The organism is Streptomyces albireticuli (assembly GCF_002192455.1).
Taxonomy (GTDB): Bacteria; Actinomycetota; Actinomycetes; order Streptomycetales; family Streptomycetaceae; genus Streptomyces; species Streptomyces albireticuli_B.
The window spans coordinates 2,007,837-2,023,552 of sequence record NZ_CP021744.1 but is presented as its reverse complement, the minus strand read 5'-3'; the positions used below and the strand labels follow the sequence as shown (position 1 = coordinate 2,023,552).

Sequence of the window (15,716 nt, the reverse complement as noted above, 5' to 3'; positions counted from 1 at the left end):
CAGACGTACGTCCGCGTGGTTAGGATGATCCGCGTATTCCGTTTTGGACGGGACGTCAGGACACCACCTGTCCCCGCGCCGACCGCATGCCCCCTTCGTCCACGAGGAATTGATGTCACATCACATACCGGAGGTGGTGAGCTGGTGTCTGGCCGTCGTGCTGGTCGCCGTGGCGGTGCTCCTGGTGCGCCAGCGGGGGATCACCGCCGCCGTGCGCAGGCGGGTCACCGCGCTGGAGGACGGCCTCCAGGCGCGTGACACCGAGGTGCGGCACCTGGTCGCCGTCCGGCTGCCCGCCGTCACGGCCTCCATGCACCAGCCCGTGCCGCTGCCGGGGCTGCTCGACGAGCGGCTGACCGGCACCGTGTTCGCCCAGGGCCTCCAGTCCGTGATGGACACCTTCACCCAGGCCGTGGACAAGGCCCAGGCCCGCGCCGACCAGTCGGCGAAGGCCGCGCTCAAGGCGTCCATGCGCGCCCTCCAGGGGCTGGCCCACGAACAGCAGCTGGCCATCTCGGACATGCAGGAGCGGCACGACAACCCCGATGTGCTGCGCGACCTCCTCCAGATCGACCACGCCAACTCCCAGTTCGGCCGCCGCGCCCAGGCCATCTCCGTGCTGTGCGGATCCTGGCCCGGCCGCCAGCGCACCGCGTCCCCGCTGACCGACGTCGTACGCGGCGCCACCTCGCGGATCCGCGACTACCGGCGCGTCCAGGTGCACAACCAGGCCGATCTCGCCGTCGTCAGCCGGGCCGTGGAGCCCGTCGTGCTGGCCGTCGCCGAGCTGCTGGACAACGCCGCCCGCCACTCACAGCCCAACACCACCGTCCAGGTCGGCCTCCAGGCCGTGCACAACGGTGCCTGCGTGGTCATCGACGACGCGGGCGTGGGCATGGACGGCCAGGAGGTCCAGCGGGCGGCCGCGCTGCTGTCCGGCCAGCGGACCGTCGACGTCTCCCGGCTCGGGGACCCGCCGCAGTTCGGCTTCCCCGTCATCGGCGTGCTCGCGGCCCGGTACGGCTTCAGCGTCTCCGTCGACACCCGCTCGCCGTACGGCGGTGTGCGGGCGGTGCTGTTCCTGCCCAGCGCGCTGCTGGTGCACCTCGAACTCGACGGGCCCGACACCACCCCGCTCGGCCCGCCCGGCCGTACGGCCAAGGCACCCGGCGGGGGCCGGCGCGGGGCGGACGGCGCGTCCGCGTCGCCTGGCGCTTCCGCTGCCTCTGCTGCCCCGGATGCTTCCGGCGCCTCCACTGTCCCGGGCCCCCGGGAATCCGGTGCTCCCGGTGGCGCCGAAGCCGCCGGGGCCGGGTTCCCCGGGCAGCGGAGCCCGGGCGGTGTCCCGTACGCCGACACCGCTGCCCCTGGCGGCGACGCCGGCCCGGACGCCCGTAACGCGCACGCCAGGCCGGGCGACCGTAGCGGTCACTCCGACCCCGGCACCCGTACCGGCTACGCCGCCCCCACGGCGCCCGCCGCGTCCCCCGCCCCCGACGCCTTCCCGCCGCCCCGGCCGGCCGCCGCCTCCCCGGACGGCCACCCCGGAGCCGTCACCGGCTCCACCGCCGGCGGTCTGCCCAAGCGCCGCCGCAGGCAGCCCTCGGCGGACGCCGGGCAGCCGCCCGCCGAGCGGACCGTGGAGATCCTGGGGCTGGGCGGCATGACGACGCCGCCCGGCGGCACGCCCCTCGACCTGGACGGACCGCCGCCGCGCAGCGCGGAGGAGACCGCCCGGCGCATGGGCGCCTTCGCCCGCGGCACCCGCTCCGGCCGCACCGGGCACCCCGGCCGTCCCGAGCACTCCGGTCGCGCCCCCCGCCACGGCGGCCACCCCGAACAGGCACCCGAAGACGACGAAGGGAACCCCCCAGCGTGAACGACCACCTGAACAACGAGCTGGGCTGGATGCTGGACGAGGTCGTGAAGATGCCGGAGGCCCGGCACGCGATCCTCCTCTCCTCCGACGGCATGCTCCGCGCCCGCTCCGAGGGCATCGAGCGCGACGAGGCCGAGCGGCAGGCCGCCGCCCTCTCCGGCCTCCAGTCCATCAGCCGCTCCACCGCCGAGTTCTGTAGCCCGCAGATCCAGCAGTCCGGCCCCTGGCGGCAGACCCTCGTGGAGTTCGCGGGCGGCTACGTCTTCCTCATAGCCGCCGGCCCCGGCGCCTACCTCGCCGTCTCGGCCACCGAGCACGTCGACATGGAAGCCGTGACCTACCGCATGCAGAAGCTCGTCGACCGGCTCGGCAAGGAGCTCACCAGCCCGCCCCGGCGGGACGCCTGGCAGGGCGGCAGCCCGGCATGACCCCGCCCACGCCGAGGCGCGGACAAGGATTAGTACGGCCGTACGTCGTCACCGACGGCCGCGCCCACCCGACCCGCAACACGTTCGACCTGGTCACCCTCGTCATCGCCCAGTACGACCGCCCGCTCGGCGGACTGAGCCCCGAGAAGTACCGGCTCATGGAACTCTGCCTCGGCGGGCCGCTGTCCGTCGCCGAGATCGCCGGCCACCTGGCGCTGCCCGTCAGCGTCACCAAGGTGCTGCTCGGCGACCTCGTGGACAGCGGTCACCTCATCACCCGGGCCCCCATCCCCTCGGCGCAACTTCCCGAGGCCCAGATCCTTCAGGAGGTGCTGGATGGACTCCGCGCTCGCCTCTGACGGAGCGCTCTACCTGCGGCGGTCCGTGCGAACCGCCGCGAAGCTCCTCGTCGTGGGCCACTTCGCCGTCGGCAAGACGACCTTCGTCGGCTCGCTGTCGGAGATCCGGCCGCTGCGCACCGAGGAGACGATGACGCAGGCCGGGGCGCTCGTCGACGACCTGGCCGGCATCGACGGCAAGACGACCACCACCGTCGCCATGGACTTCGGCCGCGTCACCCTCAGCGACAGCCTCGTCCTCTATCTCTTCGGCGCCCCCGGCCAGCAGCGCTTCACCCGGCTGTGGCAGGACATGACGCACGGGGCCCTCGGCGCGCTCGTGCTCGCCGACACCCGTCGCCTCGAACAGTCATTCGATGTCATGGGGCTGCTGGAGGAGCACGGCCTGCCCTACGCCGTCGCGATCAACCACTTCGACGGCGCCCCGTCCCACCCCGAGGAGGAGATCCGCGAGGCCCTCGACCTCCTCCCCGAGACCCCGCTGATCACCTGCGACGCCCGCGACCGGATCTCCTCCACCCGCGCCCTGATCGCCCTCGTGGAATACCTCCAGGCGCGGCAGGCGGCCCCGGCCCCCCGCACCGGCGCGGCCGGGTACGGAGAGCAGCACCGCACCGCCCAGGAGCCCGTGTGACCCACCACCCCGACGCCGCCGGCCCCGGACCGGGGACCGGCGCCCCGCCGGGCTGCCCCGCGCACCAGGGCGCCGCGACCCCGCTGTACGGGCCCGACTTCGCCGCCGACCCGCACGCCGTCTACCAGCGGCTGCGGACCCTCGGGCCCGCGGCGCCGGTCGAGCTGGCACCCGGCGCGCACGCCACCCTCGTCACCGACTACCGGGCCGCGCTCGAAGTGCTCCGCAGCCCCGAGATCTTCGCCAAGGACGCCCGCCGCTGGCGCGCCCTCGCCGACGGCCGGGTCGCCGCCGACAACCCCGTCGTCCCGATGATGGCCTACCGGCCCAACTGTCTCTTCTCCGACGGGGACGCCCACCGCCGGCTCCGCCAGGCCGTCACCGACTCCCTGTCCCGGATCGACCCCAACGCCCTGCGCGGCTACGTCGAGCGCAGCGCCGACACCCTCATCGACCGCTTCTCCGGCCTCGGCGAGGCCGACCTCCTCGGCGCCTACGCCAAGGTCCTGCCGCTCCTGGTCTTCCAGCAGCTCTTCGGCTGCCCGCCGGAGCTCGGCGACCGCCTCGTCGAGGGGTTCTCCGGCATCTTCGACGGCGTCGACGCCGAACGCGCCGACACCCTCATCGCCGACAGCCTCGTCGAACTCATCGGCCTCAAGCACACCGAGCCCGGCGCCGACATGACCTCCTGGCTCATGGCCCACCCCGCCCGGCTCAGCGACGAGGAGATGATCCACCAGCTCGTCGTCCTCATCGGCGCCGGCACCGAGCCCCAGCAGAACCTCATCGCCAACGCGCTGCGCCTGCTGCTCTCCGACGACCGCTTCGCCGGCGACCTGGCCGGCGGCAGCATGCCCGTCGAGGACGCCCTGGACGAGGTCCTCTGGCTCGACCCGCCGATGGCCAACTACGGCGTCCACTACCCCGTGCAGGACGTCGACTTCGGCGGCGTGCCGCTGCCCGCCGGTGAGCCCGTGGTCGTCAGCTTCGCCGCCGCCAACACCGACCCGGCCCTCCTGTCCGACCAGCGCACCGGCAACCGCGCCCACCTCGCCTGGAGCGCCGGCCCGCACACCTGCCCCGCCAAGGACGCCGCCCGCCTCATCGCGGCCGTCGCCGTCGAGAAGCTCCTCGACCGGCTGCCCGACCTGGAGCTGGCCGTCCCCGCCGACCGGCTGGTCTGGCGGCCCGGCCCCTTCCACCGGGCGCTGACCGCCCTGCCCGTCCGCTTCCCCCCGGTCCACCCCACCAGGCCCGCCCCCGCGCCCGTCCACGACCTCGCGGCGTCCGGCGTCCCCGGCGCCGCGGGAGCACCCGGCGCCCCGTACCACCCCCATCAGAAGCAGGCCGAAACCCCTGGAGACAGCCGATGGAAAGCCAGCTCAGTCAGCTCAGCAAGCTCAGCTCCGTCGCCATCGACCCCACCGGCCGTGACATCCACGGCGAGGCCGCCCGGATCCGGGCCCGCGGAGCGGCGACGCCCGTGGAGCTTCCTGGGGGAGTGGTGGCGTGGGCAGTGACGACCCAGCCGCTCCTGAAGCAGCTCCTCACCGACCCCCGCGTCTCCAAGGACCCGCGCCGGCACTGGCCGGCCTGGATCAACGGTGAGGTCTCGCCGGAGTGGCCCCTCTTCACCTGGGTCGCGGTGCAGAACATGTTCACCGCCTACGGCGCCGACCACAAGCGCCTGCGGAGCCTCGTCGCGCGGGCCTTCACGGCCCGCCGCACCGCCGCCCTGCGCCCCCGCATCGAGGAGCTCGCCCAGGGCCTCCTCGACGACCTCGCGGCCACCCCGCCCGGCCGGCCCGTCGACCTCCGCGAGAACTACGCGTACCCCATCCCCATCCAGGTCATCTGCGAGCTGTTCGGCGTCACCGACGAGGACACCCGCGAGGGCCTGCGGGCCTGCGTCGACAGCATCTTCCACACCTCCGCCGACGCCGACGAGGTCACCGCGACCTACGCCCGCGTCTACGAGATCCTCGGCGGCCTCGTCGCCGCCAAGCGCGCCGCCCCCGGCGACGACATGACCAGCATCCTGATCTCCGCCCGCGACGAGGACGGCTCCCGTCTCACCGAGCAGGAGCTGATCGACACCCTGCTGCTGGTGATCAGCGCCGGCCACGAGACCACCGTCAACCTCCTCGACAACGCCATCCACGCCCTGCTCACCCACCCCGACCAGCTCGCGCTCGTCCGCGAGGGCAGGGCCGACTGGGACGCGGTGATCGACGAGACCCTCCGCGTCCAGGCGCCCGTAGCCAGCCTGCCGCTGCGCTACGCCACCGAGGACATCGAGCTCGACGGCGTCACCATCCGCCGCGGCGAGCCCATCCTGGCCGCCTACGCCGCGGCAGGCCGCGACCCGGAGCTGCACGGCGCCGACGCCGACGGCTTCGACGTCACCCGGGCCGTCAAGGACCACCTCGCCTTCGGCCACGGCGTCCACTTCTGCCTCGGCGCGCCCCTCGCCCGGCTGGAGGCCGCCGTCGCCCTGCCCGCCCTCTTCGCGCGCTTCCCCGACCTGGCCCTCGCCGACCCGGAGGGGCTGCGTCCGGTGGAGTCCTTCATCTCCAACGGGCACCGGAGCCTGCCGGTGCTGCTGTCGCGCTGACCGCCGCCCTGACCGTCGCGCCTGTCAGGTTGGCCACTTCTCCGGATTCCCGGAAGCCGTCGCATACGGTTTCCGGAACCCCCTCCCACGTTTCCGGCGGCCGCTTATAACCCCGTCCGGCGCCCTCGGGCGCCGGTATCGGAGCGTCTTAACGCCCCTTTAACGGATTTCGGCTCGCACGGGCAGCCGGGTGGGCGGCACGTATACGGAACCCTTACGATCCTCTGCGTGTCCAAATTGACCGACCTGCCGAAACGGATCCTCATCGGGCGGGCGCTGCACAGCAACAAGCTGGGAGAGACCCTTCTCCCCAAACGTGTCGCGCTCCCCGTCTTCGCCTCCGACCCTCTCTCCTCCGTGGCGTACGCGCCGGGCGAAGTGCTCCTCGTGCTCTCCGTGGCAGGTGTGTCGGCCTACCACTTCAGTCCCTGGATCGCCGTCGCGGTCGTGGTGCTGATGTTCACGGTGGTCGCCTCGTACCGCCAGAACGTGCACGCGTACCCCAGCGGCGGCGGTGACTACGAGGTCGCCAACACCAACCTCGGTCCCAAGGCCGGCCTCACCGTCGCCAGCGCCCTGCTCGTCGACTACGTCCTGACCGTCGCGGTCTCGATCTCCTCCGGCATCGAGAACCTCGGCTCCGCGATCCCGTTCGTGGTCGAGCACAAGACGGCCTGCGCCGTCGGCGTGATCGTGCTGCTGACCCTGATGAACCTGCGGGGCGTCAAGGAGTCCGGGAAGCTCTTCGCCATCCCGACGTACATCTTCGTCGGCGGCGTCTTCATCATGATCGCCTGGGGCGCGGTACGCGGCCTGATCATGGGCCAGACCATGAAGGCGCCCACCGCCGACTACACCATCCACGCCGAGCACCAGGGCCTGGCCGGCTTCGCGCTCGTCTTCCTGCTGCTGCGCGCCTTCTCCTCCGGCTGTGCGGCGCTCACCGGCGTGGAGGCCATCAGCAACGGCGTGCCCGCCTTCCGCAAGCCCAAGAGCAAGAACGCGGCGACCACCCTCGCCCTCATGGGCGGCCTCGCCGTCACCATGTTCTGCGGCATCATCGCGCTGGCCATGGTCACCAAGGTGCGGATGGCCGAGCACCCGGCCACGGACCTGCTCAAGGACGGTCAGCCGGTCGGCTCCGACTACACCCAGAACCCGGTGATCTCCCAGGTCGCCGAGGCGGTGTTCGGCAACGGCTCGTTCCTCTTCATCGTGCTCGCCGCCGCCACCGCCCTCGTGCTCTTCCTGGCCGCCAACACCGCGTACAACGGCTTCCCGCTGCTCGGCTCGATCCTCGCCCAGGACCGCTACCTGCCGCGCCAGCTGCACACCCGCGGCGACCGGCTCGCGTTCTCCAACGGCATCGTGCTGCTGGCCGGCGCCGCCGCCATACTCGTCGTGATCTACGGGGCCGACTCCACCCGCCTGATCCAGCTCTACATCGTCGGCGTCTTCGTCTCCTTCACGCTCAGCCAGATCGGCATGGTTCGGCACTGGAACCGCCACCTGGCCACCGAGACCGACCCGGCCGAGCGCCGCCGCATGGTCCGCTCCCGCGCGATCAACACCTTCGGCGCCTTCTTCACCGGCCTCGTCCTCGTCGTCGTGCTGCTGACGAAGTTCACCCACGGCGCCTGGGTCGCCCTGCTCGGCATGGTGATCTTCTACGCCACCATGACCGCGATCCGGAAGCACTACGACCGGGTCGCCGAGGAGATCGCCGCCGAGGACCTGCCGGGCGACGAGACCGTGCGCCCCTCCCGGGTGCACTCCATCGTCCTCGTCTCCAAGGTCCACAAGCCCACCCTGCGGGCCCTCGCCTACGCCAAGCTCATGCGCTCCGACACCCTCGAAGCGCTCAGCATCAGCGTCGACCCGGCCGAGACCAAGGTCCTGCGCGACGAGTGGCACCGCCGCGGTGTCGACGTCCCGCTGAAGATCCTCGACTCGCCCTACCGCGAGATCACCCGGCCGATCATCGACTACGTCAAGAGCCTCCGTAAGGAGAGCCCGCGCGACGTGGTGAGCGTCTACATCCCCGAGTACGTGGTGGGCCACTGGTACGAGCACCTGCTCCACAACCAGAGCGCGCTGCGCCTCAAGGGCCGCCTCCTCTTCACCCCGGGCGTCATGGTCACCTCGGTGCCCTGGCAGCTCGACTCCTCCGAGGCCGCCAAGCGGCGCGCCCGCAAGCGCGCCGAGTGGAACGCCCCGGGCTCGGTGCGCCGCGGCCCGGTCGGCGAACCGAAGCGCGAGAAGGCCGCGACGAAGCGGTAACGGCGCGGCGCCGCCGGAAGGTCAGGAGTGCGGCGCGGTGGGACGTAGACTGGACGGCTGTTGCCGTCCGGCCGTCGCACCGCGCCGCACTCCTCCTTGTTCTCACCCCTAACCTCTGGAGCCGATCCCGCCATGCAGCACGACACCGACGCATCGCTGATCGGCCACGAGTACGAGGTCGAGGTCGGCCCGGTGGCCCACGGCGGCCACTGCGTCGCCCGCACCGAATCGGGCCGCGTCCTCTTCGTCCGCCACGCCCTGCCCGGCGAGCGCGTCCGCGCCCGCATCACCGAGGGCGAGTCGACGTCGCGCTTCCTGCGCGCCGACGCGGTGGAGATCCTCGAAGCCTCCAAGGACCGGGTCCCGGCCCCCTGCCCCTTCTCGGGCCCCGGCATGTGCGGCGGCTGCGACTGGCAGCACGCCAAGCCGGGCGCCCAGCGCCGCCTCAAGGGCGAGGTCATCGCCGAACAGCTCCAGCGCCTCGCGGGCCTCACCCCCGAGGAGGCCGGCTGGGACGGCACCGTGATGCCGGCCGAGGGCGACAAGCTCCCGGCGGGCGAGGTCCCGGCCTGGCGCACCCGCGTCCAGTACGCGATCGACGCCGAGGGCCACGCGGGCCTGCGCAAGCACCGCTCGCACGAGGTCCAGGTCATCGACCACTGCATGATCGCCGCGCCGGGCGTGAGCGAGCTGGGCATCGAGAAGCGCGAGTGGCCGACGATCGCCTCGATCGAGGCCATCGCGGCGAGCGGCTCCGCGGACCGCCAGGTGATCCTCACCCCGAAGCCGGACGCCCGCCTCCCCATCGTGGAGCTGGACAAGCCGGTGTCGGTCATGCGCGTCAGCGAGAACCGCCGCGGCGAGAAGCAGGTCCACCGCGTCCACGGCCGCCCCTTCGTCCGCGAGCGCGCCGACGAGCGCACCTACCGCGTCGGCGAGGGCGGCTTCTGGCAGGTCCACCCGCAGGCCGCCGACACCCTGATCAAGGCCGTCATGCAGGGCCTGATGCCCCGCAAGAACGACATGGCCCTCGACCTGTACTGCGGCGTCGGCCTCTTCGCCGGCGCCCTCGGCGAACGCATCACCGACAAGGGCGCGGTCCTCGGCATCGAGTCCAGCAAGCGCGCCGTAGAGGACGCCCGCCACAACCTCCAGGACCTCGACCGCGTCCGCATCGAACAGGGCAAGGTCGAACAGGTCCTCCCGCGCACCGGCATCGACAGCGCCGACATCATCGTCCTCGACCCGCCCCGCGCGGGGGCCGGCAAGCAGACGGTCCGTCACTTGGCTTCGCTGGGGGCGCGGCGGATCGCTTATGTGGCTTGCGATCCGGCGGCGTTGGCTCGGGATCTGGCGTACTTTGCGGAGGAGGGGTACAGGCCGGTGACGCTGCGGGCGTTCGATCTGTTCCCGATGACGCATCACGTGGAGTGTGTCGCGATTCTGAAGCCGGTGGACAAGACCGCCTGACCTGCATCAGAGCGTCCTGCCCGGGAACTGGCCCCGGGCAGGACGTTCGGCTCGGCGGCGGTCAGCTGTCGCGGATGCCCGCTCCCGCCGGAGCGGCCTTCTGGCGACCCCTCAATTGGCACAGAGCGCAGGGACGGGTGCACGGCTTCACGGGTTCAGTCGCCGGCACGTAGACGACTCCGCTCCCGCCGACCGCCAGTGGTGGCCGGACCGCCCTGGCCTCGCACTCCTGGCGTTCTCCCGGGGCCGTCACGCGTGCGCCTGCCAGATGTGGACGCCCATGGCCCGGGTCATCCTCTCGGCGGTCCGGCGGTCGTCGACCGCCAATGCTCGCGCTCTTGTGCGCTTGATGCCCCAGCACTCCTGACACCGGGGGCGCCGGGGTTCGGACGCGGTTCCGTGCTCGGTGGTTTCCTCGCTCACGCCGTGCCCCGCTCTCGCCTGCTCCGGTCGTTGGCCTCGGTCACCTTCGCCCGCAGCCCGTCGCTCGCGGTCATCAGGCGGACGTCACAGGGGAACGCCTCCCACTCCCGCCCACCGGACGGAGGCCGCAGCGACAACCGTCCGCCGGTCGAGGCCATCACCTCGCCGACGCGATCTCGTCGGACGTCCACGACCAGTACCCCCACGTTGGGTACCTGCCCGCCCCGTTGGGGCTCCTCGGCGGCCGTCATCGGCCCGCCTCCACGCCGTGAGGCTGGCGAGGGCGGAAGTCGATGCCGTGCGCTGTCACCCACAGGAAGACGGGGCCGGCGCCATCGTCCATCGGCGGCTCGGCAAGGGGCGGGGTCTTGGGTGCCGGAGGCGTCACGGCCTGCTGGGTAGGTACCTGCGGCACCCGGACGGAGCGGCAGGCGTGGGAGTCGTGGCCGGGAGTGCCGGGCCAGAAGGATGCTCTCGCCCACGCGAGGCATCGGAGGATAAGGTCGTGCATTGCTAGCGCTCCTTGTCAGCGTTGGCCACGCCCCCGGACCGACACCACGGTCGCGGGGGTCTTGTATGTGGCATGTCCTGCGCCTGCCGAAGGGCAGGGGCGTCAGCGCCTCCTGCGGTCCGTGATCAGGCGATTACCAGGATTGAGTAGAGGGGCATACCCTCACCAGAGGGGGCTTGTACACAACTCGCAGATGGTGACGGGCGGTTGTTCGATGACGGAGCGGGAGCAGGACGAGCGGCTGACGTTGCGTCAGGTAATCGGGTTGATGATCCAGCATCTGCGCAAGCGCGCGGGGTTGTCATTGCGGGACCTCGCCGAAGAAGCGCGCTATGGGCACAGTTACATCAACAGGGTGGAGCTTGGGACCCAATTGCCGTCCGACGCCTTGATGGCTGCCCTTGACCAGCGATTCGAAATGGGCGGAACGCTCATCCAGCTCCTCGATACCGCCCGTGAAGGATCGGTGCAGGAGTATGGGCGAAAGGCTGCCTCAAGGGAGGCTCAGGCTGAACGGATTCAGGTTTTCACGAGCAGCACGATCCCGGCGCTGCTACAGGTCGAAGAATACGCGAGTTCCCTACTGCGAACAGCTCGACCCAAAGCGCCGAAGAACCACTTCGACGAGGCCGTGGCCAACCGGATGGCTCGGCAGCGGGTGTTCAACCGGGAGGAACGGCCCCCGTACTGGGCGGTCATGGACGAGTCGACGCTGAGGCGGCCGGTCGGTGGGAGAGCGGCGATGATGAGGCAACTCGCCCACATCCTGAAGGTTGCCGAAGACTCTGACGTAACCATTCAGGTGCTGCCGTTTGAGCGGGGCGAGTACTGGATGCTCGGGGGGCAGCCTGACGTTCCTCACGGCGCCTAACGGTGTAACGCTCGCCTACGTCGAATCGTTCGGATCCGGTGAGTTGGTAGAGTCCCCTAAGCGAGTTGTCGAGCTATTGCAACGATACGATGCGGTACGCGGGTTGGCGCTGCCAGAGTGCGAATCGATGGAGCTCGTTCGTAAGTACTTGGAGGAATACCGGTGATCGGAATACCCGGCCTGGATATAGCCGGATGGCGAAAATCCAGTTACAGCGGTCTGGAAAACGATTGCGTTGAGGTCGCCGATGGCCACCCGGGCGTCGTTCCTGTCCGTGACAGCAAGGCCCCATGCGGGCCCGTGATTGTTCTCGGCTCCGGCGCTTGGTCGGATTTCGTGGACGGAGTCAAGGCCGGAAGCTTCCCGGCCGGCGGTTGAGCCCAGCGTGGCCATGAGTAGCCACGGCACGGATGCCACACCCCAACCGCTCCCTCCACCCGCTGGGTGCGTCCCGGCACGACCAGTAGGCTGCCGGGAACGTTTCGAGACCCTCGGCGGGCCCTGGCGCCCCCGCCTCGGAACCCCCCCCATGTCCACCGAACGGTGGACACCACTCCGACCTACCGGTCGTCCCGCCGGTTTCCCCGCCCCGCCATGCTGGAGCCATGGCAGAAACAGCAGTACGGGTCCGCGGATTGCGGAAGGTCTACGGTGACCACGTCGCCGTCGACGGTCTGGACCTCGACATCCGGCGGGGCGAGATATTCGGCATCCTCGGGCCGAACGGCGCGGGCAAGAGCACCACCGTGGAGATCCTGGAGGGTCACCGCAAGCGGGACGCCGGTGAGGTGGACGTGCTCGGGGAGGACCCGGGCAAGGCGTCGCGGCGGTGGAAGTCGCGCATCGGGATCGTCTGGCAGAACGAGATCGTCATCGGCGATCTCACGGTGGCCGAGGCGGTGCGGCACTTCGCCCGTTACTTCCCGGACCCGCGGGACCCCGACGAGATCATCGAGCTGGTCGGGCTCACCGAGAAGGCCAACGCCCGGGTCAGCGGTCTCTCCGGTGGTCAGCGGCGGCGCGTCGATGTCGCCGTCGGTGTCATCGGCCGGCCCGAGCTGCTGTTCCTGGACGAGCCGACCACCGGGTTCGACCCGGCGGCCCGGCGGCAGTTCTGGGACCTGATCCGGTCGCTCGCCGACGGCGGTACGTCCATCGTGCTCACGTCGCACTACCTGGACGAGGTCGAGGCGCTCGCCGACCGGCTGGCCGTCGTCGTCAAAGGCAAGGTCGTCGCCGAGGGCGACCCGGCCACCCTCGGCGGACGCGCCTCCGCGCAGGCCCAGGTCTCCTGGCTCGGCGCCGACGGGCCGATGACGCACCGCACCGACTCGCCGACCACGGTCGTCGCCGAGCTCGCGGCGTACTTCAAGGGCGAGATCCCCGAGCTGACGGTCACCAGGCCGTCCCTCGAAGACATCTACCTCGGCCTCATCAAGGAGCAGGAGACAGCGGCATGACCCAGACTCTCGCGGGTTCCACCGCACCCGGCCTGCACCCGGCCGGCGGGCCGGGCAAGCTTCCCGGTGCCTTCCGGCTCGGCCTGCTCCGCGGCGGACTGGAGATCAAGGGGTTCTTCCGCAACCCCGGCGCCGTGGTCTTCACCTTCGCCCTGCCGATCATGATGATGACGATGTTCGCGTCGATCTTCCATGACAAGGTCGAGGGCGCCGGGATCACCGTCTCCCAGCTGTACGTGGCCGCGATGCTCGGCGCCGGTCTGATGTCGACCAGCTTCCAGGCCATCGCCATCGGCATCGCCACCGAGCGCGAGGAGGGCAACCTGCGCCGCCTGGCGGCCATGCCCATCCCGCGCAGCTCGTTCTTCTTCGGCAAGCTGTGGCTGGTCCTGACCACCGGCATCGCCGAGACGGTACTGCTGCTGATCTTCGGCGTCTCCTTCTTCGGCCTGAAGCTGCCCTCCGACCCGGCCAAGTGGTTCACCTTCGCCTGGGTGCTGATCCTCGGCCTCGTCGCCTGCTCGCTGCTGGGCATCGCCATGAGCAGCGTCCCCCGCGACGCCAAGAGCGCGACGCCCATCGTGACCCTGCCCTTCCTCGTCATCCAGTTCATCTCCGGCGTCTACATCCCGATCAACAACATGTCGGGCTGGATGCAGAACGTGGGCGCCTTCTTCCCGCTGAAGTGGATGTGCCAAGGTTTCCGTGCGGTCTTCCTGCCTGACCAGGCAAAGGTGCTGGAGCAGGCCGGAGACTGGGAGCTCGGCCGGGTCGCCCTCGTCCTGGGCGCTTGGTGCATCGGAGGACTGGTTCTGTGCTTGACGACATTCCGCTGGAAGGGCCGGCGCGACGGATGACCGTGCCCTCCGCGGCCCCACGGCCGGGCGCCCGTGTCACCCACGCGTGGCAGCGGAACGCCCGGCTGTGGGATTTCCACTGCGGTACGGCGCTGGTGGCGGCGGAGCTCTTCGTCGCCTTCTCGCACGGGCCCGGCCTCTGGGTCTGGCTGATGAACGGCTGGCTGCTGCTGTCCGTGCCGCTGTACGTGGCCGTCGGCCGGCCGGCCCTCCAGGGTGACCCGGAGAACTCCCGGCGCGCCGTCGCCTTCTGCGCCGGGATGGCCGTCCTCTACACCCCGGCGGCGATCCTCGCCCAGGAGGCGTCCGTCGCCATGGTCGCCCTGGCGCCGCTGTCGTACATGCTGCTCGACCGGCTCCGGGCCATGGCCTACCTGCTGGTCTACAACCTCGTCCCGCTCGTGGGCTGGACGTTCCTGATGTGGGACGCCCCCGGCCACCTGCTGCGCACGACCCTGATCGCCGTCGTCGTCACCGGGTCCTCGCTGGGCATCGGCGGCTGGGTGGAGAGCATCGTCGTGCAGAGCAGCGAGCGCGCCGAGCTGATCCGCCGGCTCGACGAGAGCCGGGACGAGCTGGCCCGCCTCTCCGTCGCGCACGGCGCCATCCTGGAGCGCGAGCGCCTCGCCCGCGAGATCCACGACACCCTCGCGCAGGGCTTCACCAGCCTCGTCATGCTCTGCCAGGTGCTGGAGGGCGAGCTGGAGAAGAACCCCGAGCAGGCCCGCCGCTACCTCGACCTGATGCAGCGCACCGCCCGCGAGAACCTCGCCGAGTCCCGCTCCCTCGTCGCCTCGCTCAGCCCCGCCCAGCTCGACGACAGCTCGCTGGACGAGGCCGTACGACGCCTCGGCGACCGGCTCGCGGAGGAGCTCGGCATCGAGGTCGACGTGCGCGTCACCGGCACCCCCTGCGAGCTGCCGCCCGCCGTCGAGGTGGTGGCCCTGCGCGCCTCCCAGGAGGCGCTGTCCAACATCCGCAAACACGCGCACGCCACCCGCGTCGAGCTCTCCCTGACCTACACCCCCCAGGGCCTGGAGCTGACCGTACGGGACGACGGCCGCGGCTTCGTCCCCTCCGCGCGGCGCTCCGGCAAGGGCTACGGCCTGCCCGGCATGCGCGCCCGCGTCTCGGAGGTCGGCGGGACCACGGAGCTGACCAGCGCCCCCGGCGAGGGCACCCGGCTGACCGTACGGCTGACGGCCGCGGCCTGCCCCCCCGACGCGCACGCCCAGACCGCACCGCTCCAGGAGGACCACCGATGATCCGGATCCTGCTCGTCGACGACCACCCCGTGGTACGGGAGGGACTGCGCGGCATGCTCGACGTCCAGCCCGACCTGGAGGTCGTCGGCGGCGCCTCGTCCGGGCCCGAGGGCGTCGCCCTGTGCGCCTCCCTGGAGCCCGACATCGTCCTCATGGACCTGCGGATGCCCGGCGGCGACGGGGTCGAGGCCACCCGCAGGATCCGCGCCGCCCACCCCGGGACCCGCGTCGTGGTGCTGACCACCTACGAGACCGACCGCGACATCCTGCGGGCCGTCGAGGCCGGCGCCGCCGGCTATCTGCTGAAGGACGCCTCCAGCGGCGACCTCGCCGACTCCGTACGAGCGGCCGCGCGCGGCGAGACCGTGCTCGCCCCCACCGTGGCCGCCGCCCTGGTCTCCCGGCTGCGCGGCGGCGAACCGGACCGGCCGCAGCTCTCCCAGCGGGAGCTGGAGGTGCTGCGGCTGGTCGCCGAAGGCTGCACCAACTCCGAGATCGGCCGCCGCCTGTTCGTCGGCGAGAGCACCGTCAAGACCCATCTCCTGCGGAGCTTCAACAAGCTCGGGGTCTCCGACCGCACCGCCGCCGTCACCCGCGCGATGCAGTTCGGGCTGCTCTCGACGGACTGACGGCCGGGGCCCCTGGCCGGCCGGGGCCCCGCCACC

At 71.4% G+C, this 15,716-nt stretch carries 16 protein-coding genes; 15 read left to right on the top strand and 1 reads right to left on the bottom strand.

Annotated features, from left to right (window positions below; translation table 11 throughout):
- The first annotated feature begins 112 nt into the window (after positions 1-112).
- The 8 genes from SMD11_RS37260 to SMD11_RS08325 all read left to right on the top strand — a co-directional run bounded on the left by SMD11_RS37260 (position 113) and on the right by SMD11_RS08325 (position 9,664).
- Positions 113-1,879, top strand: a complete 1,767-nt coding sequence (locus SMD11_RS37260; RefSeq protein ID WP_418952422.1) for an ATP-binding protein — start codon at positions 113-115, stop codon at positions 1,877-1,879.
- Positions 1,876-2,307, top strand: a complete 432-nt coding sequence (locus tag SMD11_RS08355) for a roadblock/LC7 domain-containing protein (protein WP_087925836.1) — start codon at positions 1,876-1,878, stop codon at positions 2,305-2,307. The genes SMD11_RS37260 and SMD11_RS08355 overlap by 4 nt, the downstream gene beginning before the upstream one ends.
- The gene (locus SMD11_RS08350) at positions 2,304-2,666 is read left to right on the top strand and encodes a DUF742 domain-containing protein (protein WP_087925835.1); all 363 of its coding nucleotides are present in this window, start codon (positions 2,304-2,306) and stop codon (positions 2,664-2,666) included. Before SMD11_RS08355 ends, SMD11_RS08350 begins: the two co-directional genes overlap by 4 nt.
- Entirely contained in the window at positions 2,644-3,300 is a 657-nt protein-coding gene (locus SMD11_RS08345) for a GTP-binding protein (protein WP_087925834.1), read from the top strand. The genes SMD11_RS08350 and SMD11_RS08345 overlap by 23 nt, the downstream gene beginning before the upstream one ends.
- Complete coding sequence (locus SMD11_RS08340) at positions 3,297-4,820, top strand: cytochrome P450 (RefSeq protein WP_418952421.1); 1,524 nt, start codon at positions 3,297-3,299, stop codon at positions 4,818-4,820. Before SMD11_RS08345 ends, SMD11_RS08340 begins: the two co-directional genes overlap by 4 nt.
- Entirely contained in the window at positions 4,817-5,914 is a 1,098-nt protein-coding gene (locus SMD11_RS08335; RefSeq protein WP_234365967.1) for a cytochrome P450 family protein, read from the top strand. The genes SMD11_RS08340 and SMD11_RS08335 overlap by 4 nt, the downstream gene beginning before the upstream one ends.
- Positions 5,915-6,142: 228 nt before the next feature.
- The gene (locus tag SMD11_RS08330) at positions 6,143-8,194 is read left to right on the top strand and encodes an APC family permease (protein ID WP_087925832.1); all 2,052 of its coding nucleotides are present in this window, start codon (positions 6,143-6,145) and stop codon (positions 8,192-8,194) included.
- A gap of 132 nt (positions 8,195-8,326) precedes the next feature.
- Positions 8,327-9,664: a class I SAM-dependent RNA methyltransferase gene (locus tag SMD11_RS08325; RefSeq protein WP_087925831.1), complete on the top strand. Its 1,338-nt coding sequence runs from the start codon at positions 8,327-8,329 to the stop codon at positions 9,662-9,664.
- 419 nt (positions 9,665-10,083) lie between these two features.
- Here the strand turns inward: SMD11_RS08325 and SMD11_RS08320 are convergent, their stop codons facing one another.
- Positions 10,084-10,338: a hypothetical protein gene (locus SMD11_RS08320; protein ID WP_087925830.1), complete on the bottom strand. Its 255-nt coding sequence runs from the start codon at positions 10,336-10,338 to the stop codon at positions 10,084-10,086.
- Between the two features lie 453 nt (positions 10,339-10,791).
- On the opposite strand from SMD11_RS08320, the gene SMD11_RS35395 reads away from it, so the two are divergent.
- The 7 genes from SMD11_RS35395 to SMD11_RS08290 all read left to right on the top strand — a co-directional run bounded on the left by SMD11_RS35395 (position 10,792) and on the right by SMD11_RS08290 (position 15,680).
- Positions 10,792-11,469 carry a helix-turn-helix domain-containing protein gene (locus SMD11_RS35395; RefSeq protein ID WP_159395266.1) on the top strand — a complete coding sequence of 226 codons (678 nt, stop codon included), beginning with the start codon at positions 10,792-10,794 and terminating at the stop codon, positions 11,467-11,469.
- Entirely contained in the window at positions 11,411-11,635 is a 225-nt protein-coding gene (locus SMD11_RS37255) for a Scr1 family TA system antitoxin-like transcriptional regulator (protein ID WP_418952420.1), read from the top strand. The genes SMD11_RS35395 and SMD11_RS37255 overlap by 59 nt, the downstream gene beginning before the upstream one ends.
- Entirely contained in the window at positions 11,632-11,847 is a 216-nt protein-coding gene (locus tag SMD11_RS08310) for a DUF397 domain-containing protein (RefSeq protein WP_324614712.1), read from the top strand. The genes SMD11_RS37255 and SMD11_RS08310 overlap by 4 nt, the downstream gene beginning before the upstream one ends.
- 227 nt (positions 11,848-12,074) lie before the next feature.
- Entirely contained in the window at positions 12,075-12,929 is an 855-nt protein-coding gene (locus SMD11_RS08305; protein ID WP_087925828.1) for an ABC transporter ATP-binding protein, read from the top strand.
- Positions 12,926-13,786, top strand: coding sequence for an ABC transporter permease (locus tag SMD11_RS08300; RefSeq protein WP_087925827.1), 861 nt, complete (start codon positions 12,926-12,928; stop codon positions 13,784-13,786). Before SMD11_RS08305 ends, SMD11_RS08300 begins: the two co-directional genes overlap by 4 nt.
- Positions 13,783-15,051: a sensor histidine kinase gene (locus SMD11_RS08295; RefSeq protein ID WP_087925826.1), complete on the top strand. Its 1,269-nt coding sequence runs from the start codon at positions 13,783-13,785 to the stop codon at positions 15,049-15,051. The genes SMD11_RS08300 and SMD11_RS08295 overlap by 4 nt, the downstream gene beginning before the upstream one ends.
- On the top strand, positions 15,048-15,680 hold the full coding sequence (locus SMD11_RS08290) for a response regulator (RefSeq protein ID WP_087925825.1): 633 nt from the start codon (positions 15,048-15,050) through the stop codon (positions 15,678-15,680). Before SMD11_RS08295 ends, SMD11_RS08290 begins: the two co-directional genes overlap by 4 nt.
- Positions 15,681-15,716: the final 36 nt, after the last annotated feature.